General features: G+C 70.3%; 24 protein-coding genes and 1 tRNA gene. 5 read left to right on the forward strand and 20 right to left on the reverse strand.

Features of this window, described 5'->3' with window-relative positions:
- Positions 1-168 precede the first annotated feature (168 nt).
- Entirely contained in the window at positions 169-1,179 is a 1,011-nt protein-coding gene (locus ACGFT1_RS09360) for a helix-turn-helix transcriptional regulator (protein WP_373908429.1), read from the forward strand.
- Between the two features lie 43 nt (positions 1,180-1,222).
- On the opposite strand, the gene ACGFT1_RS09365 is transcribed toward ACGFT1_RS09360, so the two are convergent.
- The 7 genes from ACGFT1_RS09365 to ACGFT1_RS09395 all read right to left on the reverse strand — a co-directional run bounded on the left by ACGFT1_RS09365 (position 1,223) and on the right by ACGFT1_RS09395 (position 9,324).
- Positions 1,223-2,266 (reverse strand): LuxR C-terminal-related transcriptional regulator, encoded by a 1,044-nt coding sequence (locus tag ACGFT1_RS09365; RefSeq protein WP_373908430.1) that lies wholly within the window; start codon positions 2,264-2,266, stop codon positions 1,223-1,225.
- Positions 2,267-2,496: 230 nt separating this feature from the next.
- Positions 2,497-3,603, reverse strand: coding sequence for a sugar ABC transporter substrate-binding protein (locus ACGFT1_RS09370; RefSeq protein WP_373908431.1), 1,107 nt, complete (start codon positions 3,601-3,603; stop codon positions 2,497-2,499).
- Positions 3,604-4,021: 418 nt separating this feature from the next.
- Positions 4,022-4,471 (reverse strand): heat shock protein transcriptional repressor HspR, encoded by a 450-nt coding sequence (locus tag ACGFT1_RS09375; RefSeq protein WP_121791104.1) that lies wholly within the window; start codon positions 4,469-4,471, stop codon positions 4,022-4,024.
- A gap of 5 nt (positions 4,472-4,476) precedes the next feature.
- The gene (gene dnaJ / locus ACGFT1_RS09380) at positions 4,477-5,649 is read right to left on the reverse strand and encodes a molecular chaperone DnaJ (protein WP_373908432.1); all 1,173 of its coding nucleotides are present in this window, start codon (positions 5,647-5,649) and stop codon (positions 4,477-4,479) included.
- Positions 5,650-5,682: 33 nt separating this feature from the next.
- Positions 5,683-6,336 (reverse strand): nucleotide exchange factor GrpE, encoded by a 654-nt coding sequence (gene grpE, locus ACGFT1_RS09385; protein ID WP_373908433.1) that lies wholly within the window; start codon positions 6,334-6,336, stop codon positions 5,683-5,685.
- Positions 6,333-8,177 carry a molecular chaperone DnaK gene (dnaK, locus tag ACGFT1_RS09390; RefSeq protein ID WP_373908434.1) on the reverse strand — a complete coding sequence of 615 codons (1,845 nt, stop codon included), beginning with the start codon at positions 8,175-8,177 and terminating at the stop codon, positions 6,333-6,335. Before dnaK ends, grpE begins: the two co-directional genes overlap by 4 nt.
- A gap of 94 nt (positions 8,178-8,271) precedes the next feature.
- Positions 8,272-9,324, reverse strand: coding sequence for an MraY family glycosyltransferase (locus tag ACGFT1_RS09395; RefSeq protein WP_373908435.1), 1,053 nt, complete (start codon positions 9,322-9,324; stop codon positions 8,272-8,274).
- Between the two features lie 209 nt (positions 9,325-9,533).
- On the opposite strand from ACGFT1_RS09395, the gene ACGFT1_RS09400 reads away from it, so the two are divergent.
- Complete coding sequence (locus tag ACGFT1_RS09400) at positions 9,534-11,828, forward strand: (Fe-S)-binding protein (RefSeq protein WP_373908436.1); 2,295 nt, start codon at positions 9,534-9,536, stop codon at positions 11,826-11,828.
- 99 nt (positions 11,829-11,927) lie between these two features.
- On the opposite strand, the gene ACGFT1_RS09405 is transcribed toward ACGFT1_RS09400, so the two are convergent.
- Positions 11,928-12,257 (reverse strand): antibiotic biosynthesis monooxygenase, encoded by a 330-nt coding sequence (locus ACGFT1_RS09405; RefSeq protein WP_121787738.1) that lies wholly within the window; start codon positions 12,255-12,257, stop codon positions 11,928-11,930.
- A 256-nt stretch (positions 12,258-12,513) separates the two neighbouring features.
- Between ACGFT1_RS09405 and ACGFT1_RS09410 the strand changes: the two genes are divergently transcribed.
- Positions 12,514-13,998 carry an FG-GAP and VCBS repeat-containing protein gene (locus tag ACGFT1_RS09410; RefSeq protein WP_373908437.1) on the forward strand — a complete coding sequence of 495 codons (1,485 nt, stop codon included), beginning with the start codon at positions 12,514-12,516 and terminating at the stop codon, positions 13,996-13,998.
- 86 nt (positions 13,999-14,084) lie between these two features.
- Positions 14,085-15,170, forward strand: coding sequence for a YIP1 family protein (locus tag ACGFT1_RS09415; RefSeq protein ID WP_373908438.1), 1,086 nt, complete (start codon positions 14,085-14,087; stop codon positions 15,168-15,170).
- Between the two features lie 148 nt (positions 15,171-15,318).
- Here ACGFT1_RS09415 and ACGFT1_RS09420 read toward each other — a convergent pair whose 3' ends face one another.
- The 3 genes from ACGFT1_RS09420 to ACGFT1_RS09430 all read right to left on the reverse strand — a co-directional run bounded on the left by ACGFT1_RS09420 (position 15,319) and on the right by ACGFT1_RS09430 (position 16,670).
- Positions 15,319-15,822, reverse strand: a complete 504-nt coding sequence (locus ACGFT1_RS09420) for a phosphoribosyltransferase (RefSeq protein ID WP_373908439.1) — start codon at positions 15,820-15,822, stop codon at positions 15,319-15,321.
- A 13-nt stretch (positions 15,823-15,835) separates the two neighbouring features.
- Positions 15,836-16,411 carry a dCTP deaminase gene (gene dcd / locus ACGFT1_RS09425; protein ID WP_121787742.1) on the reverse strand — a complete coding sequence of 192 codons (576 nt, stop codon included), beginning with the start codon at positions 16,409-16,411 and terminating at the stop codon, positions 15,836-15,838.
- A gap of 73 nt (positions 16,412-16,484) precedes the next feature.
- Complete coding sequence (locus tag ACGFT1_RS09430; protein ID WP_373908440.1) at positions 16,485-16,670, reverse strand: hypothetical protein; 186 nt, start codon at positions 16,668-16,670, stop codon at positions 16,485-16,487.
- Between the two features lie 281 nt (positions 16,671-16,951).
- Here ACGFT1_RS09430 and ACGFT1_RS09435 point away from each other — a divergent pair.
- A tRNA-Gly gene (locus ACGFT1_RS09435) sits at positions 16,952-17,025 on the forward strand.
- 89 nt (positions 17,026-17,114) lie between these two features.
- Here ACGFT1_RS09435 and ACGFT1_RS09440 read toward each other — a convergent pair.
- The 9 genes from ACGFT1_RS09440 to ACGFT1_RS09480 all read right to left on the reverse strand — a co-directional run bounded on the left by ACGFT1_RS09440 (position 17,115) and on the right by ACGFT1_RS09480 (position 23,103).
- The gene (locus tag ACGFT1_RS09440) at positions 17,115-18,281 is read right to left on the reverse strand and encodes a tyrosine-type recombinase/integrase (protein ID WP_373908441.1); all 1,167 of its coding nucleotides are present in this window, start codon (positions 18,279-18,281) and stop codon (positions 17,115-17,117) included.
- Positions 18,281-18,493 (reverse strand): excisionase family DNA-binding protein, encoded by a 213-nt coding sequence (locus tag ACGFT1_RS09445; protein ID WP_373908442.1) that lies wholly within the window; start codon positions 18,491-18,493, stop codon positions 18,281-18,283. Before ACGFT1_RS09445 ends, ACGFT1_RS09440 begins: the two co-directional genes overlap by 1 nt.
- Positions 18,490-19,833, reverse strand: coding sequence for a replication initiator (locus ACGFT1_RS09450; RefSeq protein WP_373908443.1), 1,344 nt, complete (start codon positions 19,831-19,833; stop codon positions 18,490-18,492). Before ACGFT1_RS09450 ends, ACGFT1_RS09445 begins: the two co-directional genes overlap by 4 nt.
- Before the next feature lie 91 nt (positions 19,834-19,924).
- Positions 19,925-20,224 (reverse strand): SpdD-like protein, encoded by a 300-nt coding sequence (locus ACGFT1_RS09455; RefSeq protein WP_373908444.1) that lies wholly within the window; start codon positions 20,222-20,224, stop codon positions 19,925-19,927.
- 19 nt (positions 20,225-20,243) lie between these two features.
- Positions 20,244-20,399 (reverse strand): hypothetical protein, encoded by a 156-nt coding sequence (locus ACGFT1_RS09460; protein ID WP_365946786.1) that lies wholly within the window; start codon positions 20,397-20,399, stop codon positions 20,244-20,246.
- 14 nt (positions 20,400-20,413) lie between these two features.
- Complete coding sequence (locus ACGFT1_RS09465) at positions 20,414-20,593, reverse strand: mobile element transfer protein (protein WP_030734401.1); 180 nt, start codon at positions 20,591-20,593, stop codon at positions 20,414-20,416.
- Positions 20,594-20,606: 13 nt separating this feature from the next.
- Positions 20,607-21,302, reverse strand: a complete 696-nt coding sequence (locus tag ACGFT1_RS09470; protein WP_373908445.1) for a DUF2637 domain-containing protein — start codon at positions 21,300-21,302, stop codon at positions 20,607-20,609.
- A gap of 86 nt (positions 21,303-21,388) precedes the next feature.
- On the reverse strand, positions 21,389-22,750 hold the full coding sequence (locus ACGFT1_RS09475) for an FtsK/SpoIIIE domain-containing protein (RefSeq protein ID WP_373908446.1): 1,362 nt from the start codon (positions 22,748-22,750) through the stop codon (positions 21,389-21,391).
- A 5-nt stretch (positions 22,751-22,755) separates the two neighbouring features.
- Positions 22,756-23,103, reverse strand: a complete 348-nt coding sequence (locus tag ACGFT1_RS09480) for a hypothetical protein (protein ID WP_373908447.1) — start codon at positions 23,101-23,103, stop codon at positions 22,756-22,758.
- Positions 23,104-23,160: the final 57 nt, after the last annotated feature.

The raw sequence follows: 23,160 nt of genomic DNA on the forward strand, positions 1-23,160 counted from the left end.
CTCCCGCGGCCGCCACAACGGAGAAGGCGGCGACAAGTATCGAGCGAAGCAGTCTCTTACCCATAGTCGGCTTCGTCCTCACTTGAAGGTCCCCTCTTCCCCCGTCGGGTACGACGATGGCTCATTCGGGCACTTCGTGGCCACATAATCAATGCATCATGTTCCTGCATGTTCAGGACCCTGGGGGGTGGAGATTTGGCAACGAATCAGACTAAACCTGCACATCCCCATGCGGTGACGGAGATGTGCGAGCAAGGGGGCCGTCTCTACGCCGATGCGTTGCGTGCCGGACGCATCGCCCGCGCCGAGGCGGAATCCGCTCCGTGCCTGCTGGAGTTCGCCCTCCTGCACCCCGATCCCGACGATCCGCAATGGCTTCGTCCGGTTCCCGCGCCCGTCGCGCTGGCCCAGCGGCTCAGCCCCCTGGAGCGCGAGATCACCGAGCGCCGGCGGCTGTCGATCCAACTCGCCGACGTCTTCGAGCCGTTCATGGCACTCAGCAGCCCCATGACCGCGACCACCGATTCAATCACGGTGCTGGAGGGCGGCGATCGCATCAACGCGGCGCTGAACCTGGCCACGGCCCAGTGCCAGGGCGAGGTGCTCACGGTCCAGCCGAGCAACCGCTACTCCGAACGCAGCCTCCTGCGGGGGCTGGAACGCGACCGGCCGCTCATCGAACGTGGTGTGAAGATCCGGACGCTGTATCAGCACACCGCGCGCTACAACCCGGAGAAGCTGGCCTACGTCGCCCAGCTCACCAACGGCAAGGCGGAGTACCGCACCATCGACGAACTGGTGGAGCGCCTCATCATCTGCGACGAGACCGTCGCCTTCATCCCCACCCGGGACGACCAGCAGGTCGCCCTGGAACTGCGCCACCCCGGCCTCGTCCGCTACCTGATCAAGGTCTTCGAGTTCATGTGGGACCGGGCGGTCCCACTGAGCGCCGGCGCCCCCTACGAGACGGCCGCCGACGGCATCACCAACATCCAGCACTCCATCGCCAAGCTCCTCGTGGAAGGCCACGTGGACGAGGCCATCGCCCGCCGCCTCGGCATGAACGTGCGCACCTGCCGGGCCCACATCGCCAAACTGGCCCAGGCCCTCGGCAGCGGCAGCCGCGCCCAGCTCGGCTACCTCATCGCCCAGTCGGGCATCCTCGACCGGGACCAGTGAGGCCGCCTCCCCCGGTCCCTCCCGCAGGCTCCGTCCACACGCCTCAGCGCGCCCTCGGGGACTCCCGGTCGGACCCGGTGAGGGCGGTGGTCGGGGCGGGGCGCTGAAGGCCGTCCAGGCCCGCCTGGGCGATGCGCACGCCGAGCTGGGTACGGCTCGCCGCGCCCAGCGTCTCCGACAGCCGGGCGATATGGGCCCGGCAGGTGCGCACGCTGATGCCGAGCCGCTCGGCGATCACCGCGTCCTGGTGGCCCTCGGCGAGCAGCGCCGCGATGGACTGCTCGCGGTGCGAGATGCCCTCGATCCCCGTGTCGGGCAGCGGGGCGGTGAGCGGGATCGCCAGCCGCCACAGGCGCTCGAAGACGGTCACGAGATATTCGACCAGGGCCGGGTGGCGCAGCTCCAGCGCCATCGTGCGGTCGGTGTTGGCGGGGATGAAGGCCACCGTGCGGTCGAAGAGGATCAGCCGGTCGATGACCTCGTCCAGGGTGCGGGCCTCGACCGTGTCACCCATCAGCTCCAGGTAGTTGAGCAGGCCCTGGCCGTGCCGGGCCACGTGCGTGTAGAGGTCCCGCATGCGCACGCCCCGGCCGCGCAGGGCCAGCGCCCGGTGCAGGCCCTCGGTCAGCTCGGCCTCGCGCCGGATGCCGCCCGGCTGCACCGTGAGCACCTCGGTGGTGCACGCCTCGGTCGCCTCGTCCATCGCGGCCTGGATGCGGGAGAGCCCGTCCAGTACGCGGATGGCGCTGCCCTCGGCGGACGCCGCCAGGGTCTGGGGCCGCCGGCCCAGGCCCGCGTACCACTCGACGGCGGCCACCGCCGAGCCCACCCGCCGCTGGCTCTCACTGACCTCGTCGTAGACCCCGCGCAGCAGCCGGGTCATGACCTCCTGCGGGGAGGTCGGCACCAGCCAGTCCATGTCGTCGGGATCCGGGTGCAGCAGGGCCAGTTCCAGCAGGCAGGGCACCGGTCCGGCGTCCGTGCGGGGCACCCGTCCCCGGCGTACGGCCCGGGAATACACCCGATCCCCGGCCTCGCACAGCCGGTCGGCACCGTGAGGATGTTCCTCCGTCCCGTGCCCGGCCATCGCCCATTCCACCCCCGGTGTGCTGCCCTTCCGCAGCGCAACTATGCGCGGCGCCGACCGGGTCCGCAACACGGCTCCCCGGACCCCGGCCACCGGAATGCGCCGCTGTGCCCGGGTTGCGACCTGCTCCGCGCCTCACTCCGCGACGAGCCGGGGGTGCGGCCGGCTCTCCGGGCCGTCACCCGGAGCGGTGACGTGCCGGTGAGCCGCACGGCCGGGGGCCGTTGCCGCTACTTCAGACCGATCGCCGCGCAGTTCGCCTTGTACCTGGCGGTGCAGATGTCGCCGACGGTGTAGATGCCGTCGGCGATGACGGTGTCCTTGACCGTCTTCCTGGTCAGCGCGCTCACCTGGACCAGCTTGGACGGGATGCCCTTGGTGGTGGGGCTGTCGACACGGTCCTGGGTGAGGGCGTCGAACTGGATGTCCTTGCCCTGGATCTTGGTGACGGCGATCTGCGCGGCGGCGGCCGCCTCGTCCGGGTAGGACTTGTAGACGCTCATGTACTGCTCACCGCTCACCACCCGCTGGACGCCGTCCAGTTCGGCGTCCTGGCCGGTGATCGGGGGCAGTGCGGTGACGCCGGCCGCCTTCAGGGCCTTGATGACGCCGCCCGCCATGCCGTCGTTGGCGGCGTAGACACCGGCGATGTTGTTCTTGCCGATCTGCGCGATCGCCTTGGCCATGTTGGCCTCGGCGTTCTCCGGCTTCCAGCCGACGGTGTCGAAGCTCTCCGCGATGTCCACCTTGCCGTTCAGCTCGGAGAGCGCGCCCTCCTTGAACTGCTTGGCGTTCGGGTCGGTGAGTGAACCGTTCATCATGACGATCTTGTCGGAGGTGTCGACGCCCGATCCCAGCGCCTCCAGCAGGGTGCGGCCCTGCACCTCGCCGACGAGCTCGTTGTCGAAGGAGACGTACGCGTCGATCGGGCCCTCGGCGAGGCGGTCGTAGGCGATGACCGGGATGCCCGCGTCCTTGGCCTTCTTCACCCCGGGAGCGACGGCGTGCGCGTCCACGGCGTCGAGCAGGATGACGTCGACCTTGTCGTCGATCATGTTCTGGAGCTGCTCGGCCTGACGGGTGGCGCTGGCGTCCGCGTTGGCGTACTCCACCTTGCCCTGCTTCTTGGTGAGTTCGGCCACCTTGTCCTTGATGATGGGGTAGTCGAACTTCTCGTAGCGGGTGTTGGCCTTCTCGGGGAGCAGCAGACCCACGGTGACGTCGTTGCCCTTGGTCGGGCTCGCGCTCGCTCCGTCCCCCGTCGCGTTCAGCACGCCACAGCCGGCGAGCGAGAGGGTCATCGTGGACGCGGCCACGGATATGGCGATACGGCGCATGCGAGGGCTCACTTCAGGTGCGTTTCCGGACGTGGGTGCTGCAATACGACCCAGGTGTCTGAAAAGACAACGCGGAGGGCCCACCCGGCGTCAAGAAGAATCACTTAACGAGTGCGCAACGCCACGCACAGCTGACCCTGTGGAGGTTCCGCGAAATCCCCTTCAACTGCCCTTTACGGACCCTTCATCCAAAGGAAGTTCACGCGTCGGCAAAGTTCCGTACAACCCGCCCGGCCCGCCACGCCCCGTGATCGCGCACCTCCGGGCCGGCCTCGACTCGATCAGGAGAGCGAACAAACTCAGCCAGGTTCACGGCCGTCAGGAGCTGGGGACGCCGGCGCCCGGGGGCACACGGAAGGGGCCGACGGGATCGCTCCCGCCGGCCCCTTCCGGCCCGCTCGGTGCTGCCAGGTGCTGCTCAGTCCTGCTGCTGCCGCTTGGGCCGCCACACCACCAGCGCGCTGGTCTGCTGGACCTCCTGGTACGGCACCAGGTCGCGCCGGTAGGAGGCGTGCACGGCGGCCTCGCGCTGCCGCATGGCCGTCGCCGCGCCGTCCAGCGCCGACTCCAGCTCCGCCACGCGGGACTGGAGCGCGGCGACCTGGTTCTCCAGTTCGATGATGCGCTTGATGCCGGCCAGGTTGACGCCCTCGTCCTGCGACAACTGCTGCACCTGGCGGAGCAGTTCGATGTCACGGGCCGAGTAGCGCCGGCCCCGGCCCGCGGTGCGGTCCGGGGAGACCAGGCCCAGGCGGTCGTACTGGCGCAGCGTCTGCGGGTGGAGTCCGGAGAGCTGGGCAGCCACCGAGATGACGTAGACCGGGGTCTCCTCGGTCAGTTCATAGGGGTTGCGCCGACGGCCGTCCATCACTCTCAAGCTCCCTTCGCGGCCTCGAACAGCTCCGCCCGCGGATCCTCGCCCGCGGTCGCCTCGCGATACGCCTCCAGTGCGTCACGAGCCTTCCCCGACAGGTCCTTCGGGACACTCACCTCGACGGTGACCAACAGGTCCCCGCGGGTGCCGTCCTTGCGGACCGCGCCCTTGCCCCGCGCCCGCATCGTACGACCGTTCGGGATGCCGGGGGGCAGCTTCAGCGTGACCGGCGGGCCGCCCAGGGTCGGGACCCGCACCTCACCGCCGAGAGCCGCCTCCGCGAACGTCACCGGCACGGTGACGGTGAGGTTGTCGCCCTTGCGCCCGAACACCGGGTGCTGGCCGACGTGCACGGCCACGTACAGGTCGCCCGCCGGTCCGCCCCGCTCGCCGGGCGCGCCCTTGCCGCGCAGCCGGATGCGCTGCCCGTCGGTGACGCCCGCCGGGATGCGGACCTGCATCGTCCGGGAGGACTTCGCGCGCCCGCTGCCCTTGCACTCCATGCAGGGGTGCTCCGCGATCAGGCCGCGGCCCTTGCAGTCGGGGCAGGGGTCGGTGAGCGAGAAACCGCCGCCCGAGCCCCGGGCGACCTGCCCGGTGCCGACGCAGGTCGGGCACACGCGCGGTGTGCCGTTCTTGTCGCCGGTGCCCGAACAGGCCTTGCAGGGCGCCTGGGAGGACATCCGCAGGGGCACCGTGGCGCCCTCGATGGCCTCCGCGAAGCTCAGCGTGACCTCGGACTCGACGTCCTGGCCGCGCCGGGGCTGGGTACGGGTGCCCGCGGTGCCGCCGCGGTTGAACAGGCCGCCGAAGACGTCACCTATGCCGCCGCCGAAGCCGCCGGCCTGGGTGGTGCCCCCGCCGCCGAAGAGGTCGCCCAGGTCGAAGTTGAAGGAGCCGCCGGCCGTGCCGGGCCCGGGGCGGAAGCCGCCGTTGCCGAACAGGGCGCGTGCCTCGTCGTACTCCTTGCGCTTCTTGGGGTCACCGAGGATGTCGTTCGCCTCGGAGATCTCCTTGAAGCGCTCCTCCGCCTTGGCGTTCCCCTTGTTGGCGTCCGGGTGGAACTCGCGGGCGAGCTTGCGGTACGCCTTCTTGATCTCGGCCTCGGTGGCGTCCTTGGGGACGCCGAGGACCTTGTAGTAGTCCTTCTCGATGAAGTCCTTGGTGCTCATCCTCGACGTCCCTCCTTCCCCCGGGTCCTCACGTCAGCCCTCGTCCGGGCCACCGCTCTCCTTGTCGTCGGCCGCCGCGGCCTCCTCGGTGTCCTCCGCCTTGCCGGCCTGCGCGCCGGGCTGCGGCTCGGCGACCGCCACCCGCGCGGGGCGGATGGTGCGCTCGCCGATGCGGTACCCCGGCTGGAGGATCGCCACGCAGGTCGTCTCGGTGACGTCCGGCGCGTAGGAGTGCATCAGGGCCTCGTGGATCGTCGGGTCGAAGGGCTCGCCCTCCTTGCCGAACTGCTGGAGGCCCATCTTGGCCGCGACGGTCTCCAGCGACTCGGCCACCGACTTGAAGCCGCCGACCAGTTCGCCGTGTTCCCGCGCGCGGCCGATGTCGTCGAGCACGGGCAGGAGCTCGGTCAGGAGGTTCGCGATGGCGATCTCCTTGACCGCGGCCCGGTCCCGGTCGACGCGGCGGCGGTAGTTCTGGTACTCGGCCTGGAGTCGCTGGAGGTCGGCCGTGCGCTCGCCGAGCGCCGTGCGCACCTGGTCCAGCTGGGCCACCAGGCCCGGATCTGCACTTACGTCCCCGGCCGGGGCCGCCCCCTCATCGGGAGCGGCCTTCGGTTCGGCGTCGTCGGGGGTGGCGCCGGAGGGGACGTCGGGCTTCTCCTCGAAACCCGGGGTCTCCTCCGTCACGCGGCACCGTCCTTGCGCTCGTCGTCCACGATCTCGGCGTCGACGACGTCGTCGTCGGCCTTGGCCTCACCGGCACCGGCGGACGCGCCACCGGCTGCCTGGGCGCCCTGGGCGTCGGCGTACAGCGCCTGGCCCAGCTTCTGCGAGACGGCGGCGACCTTCTCCGTGGCGGAGCGGATCTCGCCGGTGTCCTCGCCCTTGAGGGCTTCCTTCAGCTCGCCGACCGCGGCCTCGACCTCGGTCCTGATCTCACCGGGGACCTTGTCCTCGTTGTCCTTGAGGAACTTCTCGGTCTGGTAGACGAGCTGCTCGCCCTGGTTGCGGGTCTCGGCGGCCTCGCGGCGCTTGTGGTCCTCCTCCGCGTAGCGCTCGGCCTCCTCGCGCATGCGGTCGACCTCGTCCTTCGGGAGCGAGGAGCCGCCGGTGACGGTCATCTTCTGCTCCTTGCCGGTGCCGAGGTCCTTCGCCGTGACGTGCATGATGCCGTTGGCGTCGATGTCGAAGGAGACCTCGATCTGCGGGACGCCGCGCGGCGCCGGCGGCAGACCGGTCAGCTCGAACATGCCGAGCTTCTTGTTGTAGGCCGCGATCTCGCGCTCGCCCTGGTAGACCTGGATCTGCACCGACGGCTGGTTGTCCTCGGCCGTCGTGAAGATCTCCGAGCGCTTGGTCGGGATCGTGGTGTTGCGCTCGATCAGCTTGGTCATGATGCCGCCCTTGGTCTCGATACCGAGGGACAGCGGGGTGACGTCGAGCAGCAGGACGTCCTTGACCTCGCCCTTGAGGACACCGGCCTGGAGCGAGGCGCCGATGGCGACGACCTCGTCCGGGTTCACACCCTTGTTGGCCTCCTTGCCGCCGGTCAGCTCCTTGACGAGCTCGGCGACGGCGGGCATACGGGTGGAGCCGCCGACCAGGACGACGTGGTCGATCTCGCCGAGCTGGATGCCGGCGTCCTTGATGACGTTGTGGAACGGCGTCTTGCAGCGCTCCAGCAGGTCGGCCGTCAGCTGCTGGAACTGGGCGCGGGTGAGCTTCTCGTCCAGGTGCAGCGGGCCCTCGGCCGACGCGGTGATGTACGGCAGGTTGATCGAGGTCTCGGTGGAGGAGGAGAGCTCGATCTTGGCCTTCTCCGCCGCCTCACGCAGGCGCTGGAGAGCCATCTTGTCCTTGGACAGGTCCACGCCGTGGCCCGACTGGAACTGCTTGACCAGGTAGTCGACGACGCGCTGGTCCCAGTCGTCACCGCCGAGGTGGTTGTCACCGTTGGTGGCCTTCACCTCGACGACGCCGTCGCCGATCTCCAGGAGGGACACGTCGAAGGTGCCGCCACCGAGGTCGAAGACGAGGATCGTCTGGTCGTCCTTGTCGAGGCCGTAGGCGAGCGCCGCCGCGGTGGGCTCGTTGACGATGCGCAGGACGTTCAGGCCGGCGATCTCACCGGCCTCCTTCGTCGCCTGGCGCTCGGAGTCGTTGAAGTAGGCCGGGACGGTGATGACCGCGTCCGTGACCTTCTCGCCCAGGTAGGACTCGGCGTCGCGCTTCAGCTTCTGAAGGATGAACGCGGAGATCTGCTGCGGGTTGAAGTCCTTGCCGTCGAGCTGGATCTTCCAGTCGGTGCCCATGTGGCGCTTCACCGAGCGGATGGTCCGGTCCACGTTCGTGACCGCCTGGCGCTTGGCGACCTCGCCGACGAGCACCTCACCGTTCTTGGCGAAGGCGACGACGGACGGCGTGGTCCTGGCGCCCTCGGCGTTGGTGATGACGGTGGGCTCGCCGCCCTCCAGAACGCTGACGACGGAGTTAGTCGTGCCCAGGTCGATGCCGACCGCACGTGCCATGGTTGATTCCTCCAGCTGACTTGAGTGGAACAGACTCAAGTGTGCACGAGGAGACGCGATGGGTCAACAGACCTGAGTCAGCGAGACTCAAGTCTTATCCGTTCCTTACGCGCAAGTGGCCTGTGACCTGCGTGGATGCCTCGCGCCGGGGCGGCTGCCCAGGAACGCGCGGCCCGCGTCTGGGCGGCGGGACGGGGACACGCAGCAGCACCAGCACCACCGGCAGTGCCGTCCCCGCGACCCACAGCGCGGCCCCGTCGCCCGTCCACCCCGCGTGGACGAGTACCCCGACGAGCACCGCCGAGAAGGAGCCGGCACCCAGCAGTACGACGGATCCCGGCGGGGTCAGCCCGATCCGCCGCAGCCGGTGCGCGAGGTGGTCCGGGCGCCGGCGCAGCAGCGGGTGCCTCGCCAGGAGCCGGGCGAGGACCACGAGGACGGCGTCGGCGGCGGCGACCGCACCGAGGCAGAACGCCACCGCCGCGCTCGGCCCGAGCGGGTACCCCGCGCGCGTGAAGACCACGGACGACGCCAGCAGGAACCCCGTGAACAGCGATCCGCACGCCCCCATGCCGACCCGCGCGGGATGCCAGTTGTGCATCAGGAAGCCGGTGAGGGCGGCGGCGAACACGCTCAGCAGCACGGCGAGCCCGTCCATCACCTCCGCGGCGGCACAGGCGCCCGCGCCGAAAGCGGTGATCACTCCGACCGTCCCCGCCAGGCCGTCGGCGTGGTCGAGGCCCTTGAAGGCCAGGGAGGCGAGCACGACGCAGCCCACGGCGAGCGCGCCGCCCGGCAGGCCCGTCTCGTCGTAGGGCACCACACAGGCCGCCGCCACGGCCGTACCGGCGACGAGCACACGCGCGCGCAGCCGCCACACATCGGCCACCAGGCCGAGCAGGGCCACCGCGGCGGCTGCCGCCAGCAGCTTCCCCACCCCCTCACCGAGCGGAGCGACCCGGGTCCATTCGCCCACCCAGGCGACCAGGCAGGTGACGACCACGACGGCGAGCCCGCCCAGCACCGGCAGGGGGCGCTGCCGTCGCCGGTCGAGGACGCCCAGCCGCAGTGCGGGCACCCGGAGCAGCGCCGCCAGCACGGCGGCGAGGAGTAGAGCTGCGGTTGCGGCGGCGATCCCGTAGAGCACGGCTCTAAGGTAGGGGCGAACGTAGCAATTCGGGATGAATAACACGATCGGATTGCCGGGAGAACGCGGACGGAGGCCACCCTCAGCGACCCAGATCACCCCGCACCGTGCTGCATCCCGGCGGATGATGGGGGTAGTCTCAGACGAGCCGCATAAGTTACCGCTTAGTAATGTTGCTCGGTTAATCCCAGGCCGCCTCAGGAGCCCCCATGCAACTCGCCGCGATCATCGTGTCGCTGGTCCTGACCGTGGTCGGCGTCGCGCTGCTCGCCCGTGCCATCGGCCAGTTCGTCCGGCACTTCAGGCTGGGCCAGCCCGTCCCCGCCGGATCCCGGACCGACAACCCCTACCAGCGCAGCGTGACCCTGGTCCGGGAGTTCCTCGGGCACACCCGGATGAACCGGTGGGGCATCGTGGGCGTCGCCCACTGGTTCGTGGCCATCGGCTTCCTGACGCTGCCGCCGACCATCATCAACGCCTACGGACAGCTCTTCCAGGCCGACTGGACCCTTCCGGTCCTCGGCGGCTTCCTGCCGTACGAGCTGTACATCGAGTTCATCGGCGCGATGACCACCCTCGGCATCGCGACGCTGATCGTCATCCGCCTGCTGAGCCTGCCGTCGCGCCCCGGCCGCAAGTCCCGGTTCGCGGGCTCGAAGATGGGCCAGGCGTACTTCGTCGAGTACGTCATCCTCATCATCGGCCTGGCGATCTACACCCTGCGCGGCCTCGAGGGCGCCCTGCACCACGTGGACCACTACGAGGCCGCCTACTTCGCCTCGTACCCGCTGGTCCTCGCCTTCAAGGGCCTGAGCCTCACCACGCTCCAGAACCTCACGTACCTCGCCGCCATGATCAAGCTGGGCACGACCATGATCTGGATGATCACGGTCTCGCTCAACACCAACATGGGCGTGGCCTGGCACCGCTTCCTGGCGTTCCCGAACATCTGGTTCAAGCGCAACGCCGACGGCTCCACCGCCCTGGGCGCCCTGGCGCCGATGACCTCCGGCGGCAAGCCGATCAACTTCGAGGACCCCGGCGAGGACGACGTCTTCGGCGTCTCCCAGGTCGAGCAGTTCTCCTGGAAGGGCCTGCTCGACTTCTCCACCTGCACCGAGTGCGGCCGCTGCCAGTCGCAGTGCCCCGCCTGGAACACCGGCAAGCCGCTCTCCCCCAAGCTCCTCATCATGTCCCTGCGGGACCACGCCCACGCCAAGGCCCCGTACCTGCTGGCCGGCGGCGGCAAGACCGTGGAGGGCGAGGAGAAGGCGAGCGAGGAGCAGCTGGCCGGCGTCCCCGCCGCCGCCCTCGCCGAGGCCGAGCGCCCGCTGATCGGCACCGCCGAGGAGAACGGCGTCATCGACCCGGACGTCCTGTGGTCCTGCACCACCTGCGGCGCCTGCGTCGAGCAGTGCCCGGTCGACATCGAGCACGTCGACCACATCGTCGACATGCGCCGCTACCAGGTGATGATCGAGTCCGCGTTCCCGTCCGAGGCGGGCACGATGCTCAAGAACCTGGAGAAGAAGGGCAACCCCTGGGGCCTGGCCAAGAAGCAGCGCCTGGAGTGGACCAAGGAGGTCGACTTCGAGGTTCCGGTCGTCGGCAAGGACATCGAGGACCTCACCGAGATCGAGTACCTGTACTGGGTCGGCTGCGCCGGCGCCCTCGAGGACCGCGCCAAGAAGACGACCAAGGCCTTCGCCGAACTCCTCCACATCGCGGGCGTCAAGTTCGCGATCATGGGCGGCGACGAGAAGTGCACCGGTGACTCCGCCCGCCGCCTCGGCAACGAGCCCCTGTTCCAGGAGCTGGGCATGGAGAACGTCATGGCCCTGAACACGGCGTTCGGCGAGGAGCTGGACGACGACGGCAAGGTCACGGCGGAGTCCAGGAAGCCGAAGTCGGCGAAGAAGATCGTCGCCACCTGCCCGCACTGCCTCAACACGCTCGGCAACGAGTACCCGCAGCTCGGCGGCGACTACGAGGTCATCCACCACACCCAGCTGCTCCAGCACCTGGTGGACGAGGGCAAGCTGATCCCGGTCACCCCGGTCGAGGGCCTCATCACCTACCACGACCCGTGCTACCTGGGCCGCCACAACAAGATCTACACGCCCCCGCGCGAGATCATCGGCAAGGTCCCGGGCCTGCGCAACGAGGAGATGCACCGCCACAAGGAGCGCGGCTTCTGCTGCGGCGCCGGCGGCGCCCGGATGTGGATGGAGGAGCGCATCGGCAAGCGCATCAACAACGAGCGCGTCGACGAGGCCCTCTCCCTCAACCCGGACATCGTCTCCACCGCCTGCCCGTTCTGCCTGGTCATGCTCACGGACTCGGTGAACGGCAAGAAGAACGAGGGCAAGGCCAAGGAGTCCGTCCAGGTCGTGGACGTCGCCCAGCTGCTGCTGGACTCCGTCCGGACCCCGGTCGCGGACGACGAGCCCCCGGCGGGCACGGCCGACTCGGCGAACGAGCCGGAACCGGAGCCGGTGAAGTAACGGCCTCCTGACGGCCCGGAACCCGGCGACACCCCCTGACCCGCACAGGCAGGGGGTGTCGTCGCGTGTGCGGCACCGCCGGTCGTGCCCGGGGAGGGGTCAGGCGTTCTTGGCGCCCGCCTGCTGCACCACCTCGAACGACCACAGGGTCGAACCGGAGGCCGCCGGCTTCGGCCGCTCGCCGCCGCCCTCGCCGCCGCCCTGGTGCGCGGACTTCATCGGGCCCTCCATCCACGCCTGGAAGGACTCCTCGTCACGCCAGCGCGTGTACACGAGGTACTGGTCGGTGCCCTCGACGGGCCGCAGCAGCTCGAACCACTCGAAGCCGTCGGAGTTCTCCACGGCGTGGGCCCGCGAGGCGAACCGCTTCTCCAGCGTCTCCCGCTGCTCGGCGGGCACGGTCAGCACGTTGATCTTCACTACGCTCATGGACCCATCCTGGACCATGGCCCCGGCCCGCACCGGAGGACGGCGGTGAAGGCGCGCCGCCCCCACCTCCGCCAGCACCCGTCACAGCGATCCCATACCGTTACCCGACGCACGTACAACCCTGGCGCCCCACGGCGGGTCTCCTGATCGCCGACCGCCCGTGAACCGCGGAACAACCCGTGATGAACACGGACGGACGCACCCCATCAACTGCGGATGCCCCGCCAGGCATCCCCCGCATGCCGCAGGAGAACGCATGCACACGCACCAGCCGCGACCGGTCCTCGCGACGGCCGTCGCCGCCGCGCTGACGGGCGGCCTGCTCACGTTCGCCGCCTCCCCCGCCACCGCCGCCGACTCCGCCAGGGTCGCGAAGGCCGACTTCAACGGCGACGGCATCGGCGACATCGCCACCGCGGCCGCCGGCGCCTACGTCAGCGGCCACAAGAACGCCGGACAGGTCGTCGTCCTGTACGGCACCGCCACCGGCGTCTCCTCCGCCAAGCGCACCACCATCAGCCAGAACACCTCCGGTGTCCCCGGCACCGCCGAGGCCGGCGACTTCTTCGGCGCCGAGCTGGCGTACGCCGACTTCAACGGCGACGGCTACGACGACCTCGCCGTCGGCACCCCGGACGAGAAGGTGGGCACCGACACCGACGGCGGCGGCCTGGCCATCCTCTGGGGCTCCGGCAGCGGCCTGACCGGCAAGGGCATCGACGTGCCCGACCCGGCCGCCTCCTCCCACGACTACTGGGGCCAGAACCTGGCCGCCGGCGACTTCGACGGCGACGGCAAGGCCGACCTGGTCGTCGGCAGCTCCGCCAGCACCCTGTACCTGTACAAGGGCGGCTTCACCGCCGCCGGCGGCTACGGCAGCCGGACCACCGTCACACCGCCGATCCGCACGGGCAGCAACGACTACCCCTACGGCCCGCTGAACCTGACGGCCGGCGACATCAACGGCGACGGCCGCACCGACCTCGTCGTCGACGGCTACGAGACCAAGACGCAGTACGGCTGGAACACCAACTACTGGCTGCCCGGCACCAGCGGCGGCCTGAGCGGCGCCTCGGCCAAGGCCCTCAAGGCCGGCATCATCACCGCCATCGGCGACATCAACGGCGACGGCTTCGGCGACATCGTCAGCGGCGCCGACTGGGACACCAGGACCAGCGACGGCACGGCCATCCCGGACTCCGCCACCGGCGGCAAGGTCAACGTCACCTACGGCTCCGCGTCCGGCCCGGCCGCCACCACCGGCATCACCCAGAACACCGGCAACGTGCCCGGCTCCTCGGAGAAGGGCGACGCCTTCGGCTGGGAGCTGGACCTCGGCGACATCAACGGCGACGGCTGCCAGGACCTCGTCGTCAGCAGCCCGCAGGAGGACATCGACGGCGTCCCCGACACCGGCAGCGTCACCGTCCTGTACGGCTCCGCCTCCGGCGTGAACACCGCCTCCCGCGCCCAGGCCTTCTCCCAGAACTCCGCGGGCGTCCCCGGCGGCGACGAGAAGTCCGACCTGTTCGGCGCCGACGTCAAGCTCGACGACGTCACCGGCGACGGCAGGGCCGACCTGGTGATCGGATCGTACGAGAACGGCGGCGACGGGGCGGTCACCTACCTGCCGTCCGACGGCACGAAGATCACCACGACCGGCTCGCGTGCCGTCGGCGCGTCCACCGTCGGCGTCTCCACCACCGGCACCCCGCAGTTCGGCGCCGTCTTCGCGGACTGACCGGCCACCACGAGGGGCGGGGACCGGGCACGCACCGGGGAAACCCCGAAGAACCCCCGGTTGTCCCGCTGACGGTCCCTTAGGGGATGTCACAGGTCGGCCGCAAAGCCGGGCCCGGACCGCCGGGCCCGGCACGTCGGCCGCCGGGACCAGGTACGTTCGATGACGTGGCTGGATTCAGGATCGGACGCGGGGGACGAAACAACCGCACCCCCCAGGGACAACAGGCGCCGCAGGGCCCGTCGTACGGACGCGGCCGCGGCCCCGCTCAGGCCGGGGGGCCGTCGTACGGTCAGCCGCCGTACGACAGGCCGACGCACGGCCAGCCGCCACGCGGACGGCAGGGCGGCGGCCCCTCGTACGGCTATCCGTCGGCGCCGCAACCGCCGTACCCCCAGGCGGGACAACCGCGCCCACAGGCCGGACAGCAGTACGGCTATCCGGGCCCGGCCGGCGACGGGCCGGAGTACTTCGGCGACGGCCACCCGGGCCAGGGCCCCGGCACGCACGACCCCTACGCGGCCAACAACCCGGGCCACACCCAGGCGTTCTCGGTCGACGAGGCCGCCGGCTACACCCAGGGCGCGACCTACCACGCCGGCTCGCCCGCCGCGCCCGCCGCACCGCTCGGGCCGCCCCTGCACTGGAAGGAACTGCTGCGGGGGATCGTCCTCTCCCCGAACGACACCTTCCTGCGGATGCGGGACTACACCATGTGGGCCCCCGCCCTCGTCGTGACCTTCCTCTACGGCCTGCTCGCCGTCTTCGGCTTCGACGGCGCCCGCGCGGACGCGATCAGCGCCACGCTGTCCAACGCGGTGCCGATCGTGCTGGTGACGGCGGTCGTGATGGTGCTGGGCCTGTTCGTCCTCGGCGTGGTCACCCACACCCTGGCCCGCCAGCTCGGCGGTGACGGCGCCTGGCAGCCCACGGTGGGCCTGTCCATGCTCATCACGGCCCTCACGGACACACCCCGCCTGGTCTTCGCCATGTTCTTCGGCGGCGACGCCGGCTTCGTCCAGATCCTCGGCTGGGCCACCTGGATCGGCGCGGGCGCCCTGCTGACCCTGATGGTCTCCCGCTCCCACGACCTGCCCTGGCCGAAGGCGCTGGGCGCGTCGGCGATCCAGCTGGTCGCACTGCTGTCGATCGTGAAGCTGGGCACCTTCTGACCGTCCCCGCACGAGAGCCCCCGGCACGACCGACAGCCGGGGGCTCTTGCGCGTGAACGGCGCACTTACCGCGTCGGCGGCGGGACTGTCCGCGTCATCGGCGGGACCCTCCGCAGCATCGGCGGGATTGTTCGCACCGTCGACGGCATCAGGCGTCGAGAACCTGCCCGGCCCGCTTCACTACGGGCGGTTCGACGCTCCACGGGAAGTTGATCCAGTCATCGGTCCGCTTCCACACGTACTCGCACTTCACGAGGGAGTGGGGCTTCTCGTAGACCACCGCGGAGCGCACCTCGGCGACGGTGTCGAGACAGAAGTCGCGTACGAGCTTCAGCGTCTTGCCGGTGTCGGCGACGTCATCGGTGATCAGCACCTTCTTGTCGGAGAAGTCGATCACGTTCGGCACGGGCGCGAGCATGACCGGCATCTCCAGGGTGGTCCCCACACCGGTGTAGAACTCGACGTTCACGAGATGGATGTTCTTGCAGTCCAGCGCGTAGGCGAGCCCGCCGGCGACGAAGACGCCGCCGCGCGCGATGCTCAGCACGACATCGGGCTCGTAGCCGTCGTCGGCGATGGTCTGCGCCAGCTCACGGATGGCGGACCCGAACCGCTCGTAGGTCAGGTTCTCCCGCACGTGTGCGTCACTCATGCCGTCGCCGCCCTCACACCTGGGTCCGATGGAAGTTGAGGAAGGAGCGCGAGGCGGTCGGCCCGCGCTGCCCCTGGTACCGGGACCCGTACCGCTCGCTTCCGTACGGCGACTCGGCCGGCGAGGTCAGCCGGAACATGCACAGCTGCCCGATCTTCATCCCCGGCCACAGCTTGATGGGAAGCGTGGCCAGGTTGGACAGCTCCAGGGTGACGTGCCCGCTGAAGCCGGGGTCGATGAACCCGGCGGTGGAGTGCGTGACCAGCCCCAGCCGCCCGAGCGAGCTCTTCCCCTCCAGCCGCGAGGCCAGGTCGTCCGGGAGCGAGATGACCTCGTACGTCGACGCCAGCACGAACTCCCCGGGATGCAGGATGAACGGCTCGTCGCCCTCGGGCTCCACCAGCCGCGTCAGGTCCGCCTGCTCGACGGAGGGGTCGATGTGCGGGTACCGGTGGTTCTCGAACACCCGGAAGTACCGGTCCAGCCGCACGTCGATGCTCGACGGCTGCACCATGGATTCGTCGTAGGGATCGATCCGTACCCGCCCGGCGTCGATCTCGGCCCGGATGTCCTTGTCTGAGAGAAGCACGTAGCGAGGATACGCAAGCCACGCGGAGCCACGACAATCACGACGGCTCCGCGCGCCCGCGGTGACGCCCCCGCTACGAGGCGTGTCCCGTCACCGCCGCCTGCCGCAGCTCCGGCACGACCGGGACCGCGCTGCGGAGCCGGGCGCAGCGCGGACACCGCACGAGCCGGCCCGGACCGAGCCGCCCGGCCTGCTGCATCGGGAACGACGCGGTGCTGAAGACGTGCCCGTCCACGCAACGGACAACGGTGCGTTCCATCAAGTCCCTCAAGTCCCTTCCCCAAGAGCCGCGTCCGGCGTTGCTGCCCGAACGACAAAAGCCACATTACGGGATCAAAGAGAGGACTCTCCAGGCGGCACTCCGGCCCCACCGCAGCCCGCCGCCGGCGCTCCACGGTACGCCCCAACTCCGCCCGCCCGTAGCCGTATCCCACGTCGCGCCCGACTCAAACCCCCGGCCTGCCGCCACCAGGGCTCCGCGATGATGTAAAGTGAGCGAGCGTCCGGACACCGGCTCCACGCGGGCCCGTTCGTACTTACGCGGGTGTAGTTTAATGGTAGAACATCAGCTTCCCAAGCTGAGAGCGCGAGTTCGATTCTCGTCACCCGCTCCATGAGAAACCCCCAGGTCAGAGACTTGGGGGTTGTTTGTTGTCTGGACCACTGTGCGGGCCGCGCACCACATCCGCACCACAAGCGGCGGCTAGCTGCCCGTGGGCTTCTCCTTGTGGTGCGCGCTGCTGTCGGTGTGGTGCTTCGCACGCTCGGAGCGGACCATGTCGTCCAGGCCGGCGGCAACGTCGCGCTGCCGCTCCTCGTCGGAATGCTGGTAGATCAGCGCGGCCTTCTCGGACGACTGCCCGGCGCGGACCATCGTGTCCTTGAGGGTGGCCCCGGAACGGGTCGAGAGCGTGTGTCCGGTGTGACGAAGGTCGTAGAAACGGAAGTCGTCGGGGAGACCGGCGGCGGTTCGGGCACGGCGCCACTTCCGTCCGAAGGAGGTACGACGGAACGGCGCCCCCTTCTCGCCGACGAAGACCAGGCCGTCAGGTCCCTTCTCGGCGAACCACGCGAGGTGCTGCCTCAGCTCCTTGCGGAGGAAGGCCGGGAGTACGACGGGCCGGGCGCCCGCGTCGGACTTGGTCGGGCCGGGAGCGCGCTTGCCGTTGGTCCGCTCCGGCTCGGCCCGGCGGACACGGATGACGAGGTTGTCGGCGTCGACGTCCCGGCGGCGGAGGCCGGCCAGCTCTTCCGGGCGCATCGGACCGTACGCGCCGAGGTAGACCATGAGCCGCCACCGGATACCGATCGCGTCGGCGAGGGCGTCGACCTGGGCGACGGTGGCAACGCGCCGCTCGGTGGCGGACTCCTTGCCCGCGCCCTTGATCCGGCACGGGTTGCGGCTGATCAAGTCGTCATCCACGGCCGTCTCAAGGATGCCCTTGAGAAGCCGGTAAGCCTTGGCAACGGTGGTCTTGGCCTTGGTGGTGCGCAGCCGTTCCGCCCGCCACTCACGGACGCGCGGAGCGGTGATCTCGTCCAGGTCGAGTTCCGCGAACGTCGGCAGGATGTGAAGCCGCAGAAGGTGCTTGTACAGGTCTTCCGTGCGAACGGCCAGCTCCCGTTCCTCGACCCACTTCTCGGCGTAGACGCGGAAGTTGACCGCGCCCGCATCGGGAGCGCGCCAGTCCCCACGGCTGAGGTCTGCCTCTACCTGGGACAGCCAGACTTCGGCGGCCTTCTTGGTCTCGAAGGTCTCCTCTGCGCGGATGCGCTCACCGTCCGGGCCGAGGTAGGACGCCGTCCAGCGGCCGGAGCGATACTGCCTGACTGCACCGAAGCGACGGCGCCGGCCCTTCTTGTTGCCCACTACGCAGCCCTCCGGAAGGTGGCGCGACGGACCCTGACGGGCTCCACCGTGCGAGCCGTGATGAACTCCTCCACCGCGCTCTCGGGGATGCGCACATGCCGGCCAACCTTCACGTACCGGATGCGTCGCTCCTCGATCAGCCGCCGGGGGAAGCGAGCTGTCGTGCCGAGCAGTTCGGCGACCTGGTCCACGGACAGGTAGCGGTCATTCATGCTGCGAGATCCCCTTCCGTACTGGTCGCGGTTGTGCGAGAGGTGGAGAGCCAGGCTTCTGCGGTGGTCAGTCCGGTCCCGGCGAAGCGCCAGTGGGAGAGGACGAGGACGGTGTCTGGATCGGGCAAGGGGTGGCCCGCTTCGGCCGCGCGGGCGCGGGCCAGGGCTTCGTTGTGGTCGGCGCGTTCCTGGCGGAGGGCGCCAAGGGTGACGGAGTAGGTGCGGGACTTGGTGGAGAAGTGGCCGCGGAAGCCGAGCATGTGGGCCCACTTGCGCAGGCGCAGCGCTTCGAGTTCGGGGAGCGCGCCGAGGTGCCAGCAGGTGAGGATCATCCGGCGGGCGTGGTCGGTGACGCCGGAGCCGATCAGGTCGGTGATGGGGTTACGGACGGGGCGGTCGAGCGTGCCGGCCGTCTCGGCGCCTTTGGTGGCGTACTTGGCGATGTAGGCGGCCACGGCCCGGCTGGACAGCTCCGAGGTGCCCGCGAAGTCCGCTGAGCGGATGGGGCGGATGTCGAGCTGGTCGCCGAAGCGGAAGGCGTAGGCGCGGCCGTCGATGACCGGGCCGGGTGTCTCGGCGAGGCGGGCTGCCGAGCGAATCGCGTCCGTGAGGAGTTCGGTCGTGGCCCAGGCGGGCGGGTCGTCCTCCGCGCCTCCGGGGCCGTCGAGGCGGATGACGGCGTGAAAGTGGACGGCACCGCGCCGCTGATATTCGGCGACCTTGGCGTACGACACCCGGACGCAGTCGCGTGACGCGGAGCGGGTGAGGCCCGCGCGGGAGGCGATCTGCTGGCGGAGGTACGTGGTGAACCGGCCCCAGAGGGCACCAGCGTGCGCGTTCCAGAGGACGGCCGCCCGGTAGTCGTAGCGCTCCGGGTCGAGCGGCGTGCCCAGAGCGGGGTCGTCCACCGTGTGCGAGCGTCCGCAGCGGCACCGGCCGCCGACCGGGCGATTGTGGACCGGGCCGAAGGACGGCGCGGTGAAGGTGGCGAAGACGCGGGGGTGCCGGGCGACCGCCGGGCCGATGCCCTTGCCGCCGCTCAGACCGGCCCTGACGAGGTGGAAGGTGTCTTTGCGGTACGTCTCCGCGCAGGTGGCACACCGGGTGGCGCGACGGTTGTTGCAACGGATGAGGAGCTGTCCGGCCGGAAGGTCGCGGTCGGTGATCTCCCGGACGATCTCACCGGTGGCCGCGTGAACGTCGAGCCGGTGACCCTCCATTCGTACGGGCCGCTCGCAGCCGCCGAGGCGCTGGATCTGCCGGGCGTAGGAGCCGAGGTCGCCGTGCCGGGCGAGGGCGGCCAGGTGACGGATGGCTCCAAGGGGAGCCGGTGGACGCATGTGCAGGTTCCTCCTTGTGGTGCGGGTGTTGGGCCCTGGCCTGACTGTCTAGGGGTCTAGACAGTCAGGCCAGACAAAAGAAGTCGTTGGTTCAGCGGCGGGTGAGGAGAGAGCGGAGAACGACGGCGCACACGGCGACCGATGTGGCGGTCACGGTGACGGCGAGCAGCATGGAGACGAGGACTGCACCCACGACCAGGACCACGGCGGTCCCACCACCGACGAGGGCGAGCGCCGTGCCGGGCGTCAACTGGATGGTCGGGCGGGCCGGCACCGGAGGAGTGGGCGTCGAGGGCGTGACCGGAGTGGCTGCGGTCGGCTCCACGGCAGTGGCGGGCGCGGCGACCGGGATGGTCGGCTGCGGCATGGTGGGGATCTTCGGCCGGATCATGAGCAGGGCTCCTTACGGGTCACTTGACGAGGGAGTCGATGACGGGGGCCAGCAGGCTGTCGGTCAGCAGGTAGCCGCCGAGGAGGAGCACGGCGACGAGCCACCAGGGCGGGCGGATGAGTTTGACGCCCAGGACCGCGACGCAGAGCAGGGCGAGCCAGAGCGGGACGCGCATGCGGTGATCTCCTGTCAGGCCGAGCAGCGGTGGGTGCGGGCGGCGAGTTCGGCGGCGGCGCGGGAGTCGTACTCGGCCGAGAAGTCGCAGCGGGGCGCGGTGCAGGCGGCCAGGTGGCGATGCCTGCCGCGGTCGATGTAGGAGGCGACGTTCACGGGGCCGATACGGCGGACGTTGCGGAAGCGGCGGTTCATGGCGGTGCTCCTCTCAGAGGTGGGCGGCGACGGAGGCGGTCATGGACGGGGGCAGGCCGAGCCGTGCGCGGACGGCGTCGGGGTCGGCTGGGCGGCCGGTGGTCGAGCGCTGTTCGTCGGCCAGAGCCCGGGCGCGCTGGATGAGGGCGGGCGGGAGCGCGACAGCGGGACCGGGCGGCGGTGGAGCCGGGACGGCTTCCGGTTCGGCGGTGGCGGGAGAGGGGGTTGGTGCCGGCAGTTCTTCCGGCCCCGGGACGTCGACAGCAGCCGGAGCAGGGTCCCGTTGCTCGTGCGGAGTAGCCGTCGGCGAGTCTGGGAGCGCCGGAGGCTTCTGGCCGTGCGGGGTATGGGCCAGCAGAGTGCCGCCGAAGAAGGCGATGGCGGGCCAGCCCGCCACCACCACGCGGAGCGAGGCGGGAACGTGGTCCAGGTCGAGGAGTCCGGCGGTGGCGACGTTGGCGCCGAGGGAGGCGGCAAGGGCCACCAGGAACCACAGCCGAGGACTTCCGGCCGCCTGCCCTCCCTGCGACTGGCGCATCCGGCGCCAGGCGGCGACCAGCAACAGGTCGACGCTGACGGGATAGGCCCACGCCTTCCATCCGCCCTGTCCGGCCGCTGCGGCGAGGTCGTGCAAGTGGGAGAAGGACAGGGCACCCGCGATGACGGCCTGGACAACGACGGCGTCCACGCGGGCCAGGTGGGCACGCATCGGCTCCGGTTCCTTCCTGTTTCGGGCATGGGAGGGGTAGGGACATGGCGCGAGGCGGTCACGCCGGCCGCAGGGAAGGGAGGGGGCTACTCGGTCACCGGGCGCGTGGTGGGCGTGGCGCCGGTCGAGGAGGACGGCCCGGCCGAGGCGACGGCGATGGCGGGCCGGAAGCGGTCGAGCCGGGGCAGTTCAGGGACCAGAGCCGAGGTGTCGCGGCAGACGGTCGCCGCGTCTTCGAGCGAGAGAAGAGGAGAGCGGACGCGGGACCATCCGCCGGACGAGTCGCCGACGACCGCGACGCCGGGCCGGTCGGCAGGAATGGACGTGGCGGCCAGGGCTGCTTCGGGAGAGATGTCGGCCAGGGCCATGTTCGCCGACGCTTCGTCGTTGACGCGGTGGCAGACGCGGCCGGTCAGTTGGGCACGCAGCATGGTGGCGCCCTTGCCGAGTTCCGAGCCGAAGCGCTGCCCGCAGACTTCGAGGTAGATGCCGGCCGCGCGGCCGAGCTGGGCGAGGCGGATGAGCTTGGTGACCATCGCGTCGCGCCGCTTCTCGTCATCCCTGTTCGCGGCGAGGAAGAGTTCCGCCACCTCGTCAACGACCAGCACTACTGGGACTGGCCGCACGGCGTCCGGCAGCCCCCAGACATCCGAGGTGAGAACAGCGTCCGGATCGGCACCGCTGAGACCGATGAGCCGGAAGCGTTCCTCCATCTCTTCGAGCAGCGCGTCGAGGAGGTCGTTCGCCCGCTCCGGGTCGTCGGCCAGCGCCGACAACCGGGGTGCGAAGGGGGCCAGTTCCACACCCCATTTGCAGTCGATCCCGACGAGGACGACCCGTTGCCGGGCCAGGCCGCACAGCAGGTTGCGCAGGTAGACGGACTTTCCGGACTGCGTGGCGCCGAGGATCAGTTCGTGCGGCACGGTGCGAAAGTCACGTACGTGCCAGTCGCCGTCCTCGCGCAGGGCCAGCGGCAGGCGGAGCGGCTCGGCCGCAGCCTGACGCCGAGTGGGCCGCACATCGGCGAGCACGTCCCAGCCGACCAGCCGCAGTTCAAGCCAGCCCGGTTTCGTGGGGCGTACGTGAACGGCGTGGGCGCCCCAGGCATGGCGCAGGCGGTCGGCCGAGGCGGTGAAGTCCTCGGGCGCCTGCCCGGTCGCCATGCGCAGCCGCATGACGAGACCGGATGCGTTGGGCCGGGGGAAAGACCGCCGTGGCGGCACGGGTGCCGCCTGCCGGCCGATCACCCGGGCCGTGGCGACCCGGACAGCGGAAGCCGGGACCGTCAGGCCGCACGCGTCCATCGTCGCGCGGTACGACAGCAGCACCCGCAACGCGACGACCGGATACCCGACCAGCCACCAGAACACCACCGGCATCCGCCGGCGGACCACCAGCAGCGCGACCACGAGGAGCAGGGCCAGCAGCACCCAGGCGACGTCAGTCATGGCAATCAACCCTGGGCCGCAACCGGAGCGTTGACCATGACAGCGTCGGCCCGGTAGGCGATGCCGTGACGGCTACGCCCGCCGAACTCGCTCTCCCACGGCCGGGCGACCAGACCCGACAGGATGACCGGCGCACCCATGACCAGGCCGTCTCCGATCCCCTCTTCGGGAACGGTCACCTTGATCATGTCCGAGCCGCCGGCCGCGATGAACACCAGCTCCAGCGTCATGAGCCGCTGGTTGGTCACCGGGTCCACGGCGACCTCGCCGGTCTGACGGTCCCTGACCTTCACCTCAGGGAGCTTGGTGACGAGCAGCGTCGCGGCGGAGGTGTCTACGGGGATCACACGCACTGTCGGTACCTCACAGAGTCTTCGGGCGCCCTGACATCGGCGCCAAGCAGCTTGAAT

The organism is Streptomyces sp. Y20 (genome assembly GCF_043195475.1).
In the GTDB taxonomy this organism is placed as follows: Bacteria; Actinomycetota; Actinomycetes; order Streptomycetales; family Streptomycetaceae; genus Streptomyces.

Bases quoted from the DNA above. Each gene is read 5' to 3' on its own strand.
- ACGFT1_RS09360 (WP_373908429.1), top strand. From the start codon at position 169: ATGTTCAGGACCCTGGGGGGTGGAGATTTGGCAACGAATCAGACTAAA.
- ACGFT1_RS09365 (WP_373908430.1), bottom strand. From the start codon at position 2,266: ATGGCCGGGCACGGGACGGAGGAACATCCTCACGGTGCCGACCGGCTG.
- ACGFT1_RS09370 (WP_373908431.1), bottom strand. From the start codon at position 3,603: ATGCGCCGTATCGCCATATCCGTGGCCGCGTCCACGATGACCCTCTCG.
- ACGFT1_RS09375 (WP_121791104.1), bottom strand. From the start codon at position 4,471: ATGGACGGCCGTCGGCGCAACCCCTATGAACTGACCGAGGAGACCCCG.
- dnaJ (WP_373908432.1), bottom strand. From the start codon at position 5,649: ATGAGCACCAAGGACTTCATCGAGAAGGACTACTACAAGGTCCTCGGC.
- dnaK (WP_373908434.1), bottom strand. From the start codon at position 8,177: ATGGCACGTGCGGTCGGCATCGACCTGGGCACGACTAACTCCGTCGTC.
- ACGFT1_RS09400 (WP_373908436.1), top strand. From the start codon at position 9,534: ATGCAACTCGCCGCGATCATCGTGTCGCTGGTCCTGACCGTGGTCGGC.
- ACGFT1_RS09405 (WP_121787738.1), bottom strand. From the start codon at position 12,257: ATGAGCGTAGTGAAGATCAACGTGCTGACCGTGCCCGCCGAGCAGCGG.
- ACGFT1_RS09410 (WP_373908437.1), top strand. From the start codon at position 12,514: ATGCACACGCACCAGCCGCGACCGGTCCTCGCGACGGCCGTCGCCGCC.
- ACGFT1_RS09415 (WP_373908438.1), top strand. From the start codon at position 14,085: ATGTCACAGGTCGGCCGCAAAGCCGGGCCCGGACCGCCGGGCCCGGCA.
- ACGFT1_RS09420 (WP_373908439.1), bottom strand. From the start codon at position 15,822: ATGAGTGACGCACACGTGCGGGAGAACCTGACCTACGAGCGGTTCGGG.
- ACGFT1_RS09430 (WP_373908440.1), bottom strand. From the start codon at position 16,670: ATGGAACGCACCGTTGTCCGTTGCGTGGACGGGCACGTCTTCAGCACC.
- ACGFT1_RS09445 (WP_373908442.1), bottom strand. From the start codon at position 18,493: ATGAATGACCGCTACCTGTCCGTGGACCAGGTCGCCGAACTGCTCGGC.
- ACGFT1_RS09450 (WP_373908443.1), bottom strand. From the start codon at position 19,833: ATGCGTCCACCGGCTCCCCTTGGAGCCATCCGTCACCTGGCCGCCCTC.
- ACGFT1_RS09455 (WP_373908444.1), bottom strand. From the start codon at position 20,224: ATGATCCGGCCGAAGATCCCCACCATGCCGCAGCCGACCATCCCGGTC.
- ACGFT1_RS09460 (WP_365946786.1), bottom strand. From the start codon at position 20,399: ATGCGCGTCCCGCTCTGGCTCGCCCTGCTCTGCGTCGCGGTCCTGGGC.
- ACGFT1_RS09465 (WP_030734401.1), bottom strand. From the start codon at position 20,593: ATGAACCGCCGCTTCCGCAACGTCCGCCGTATCGGCCCCGTGAACGTC.
- ACGFT1_RS09470 (WP_373908445.1), bottom strand. From the start codon at position 21,302: ATGCGTGCCCACCTGGCCCGCGTGGACGCCGTCGTTGTCCAGGCCGTC.
- ACGFT1_RS09475 (WP_373908446.1), bottom strand. From the start codon at position 22,750: ATGACTGACGTCGCCTGGGTGCTGCTGGCCCTGCTCCTCGTGGTCGCG.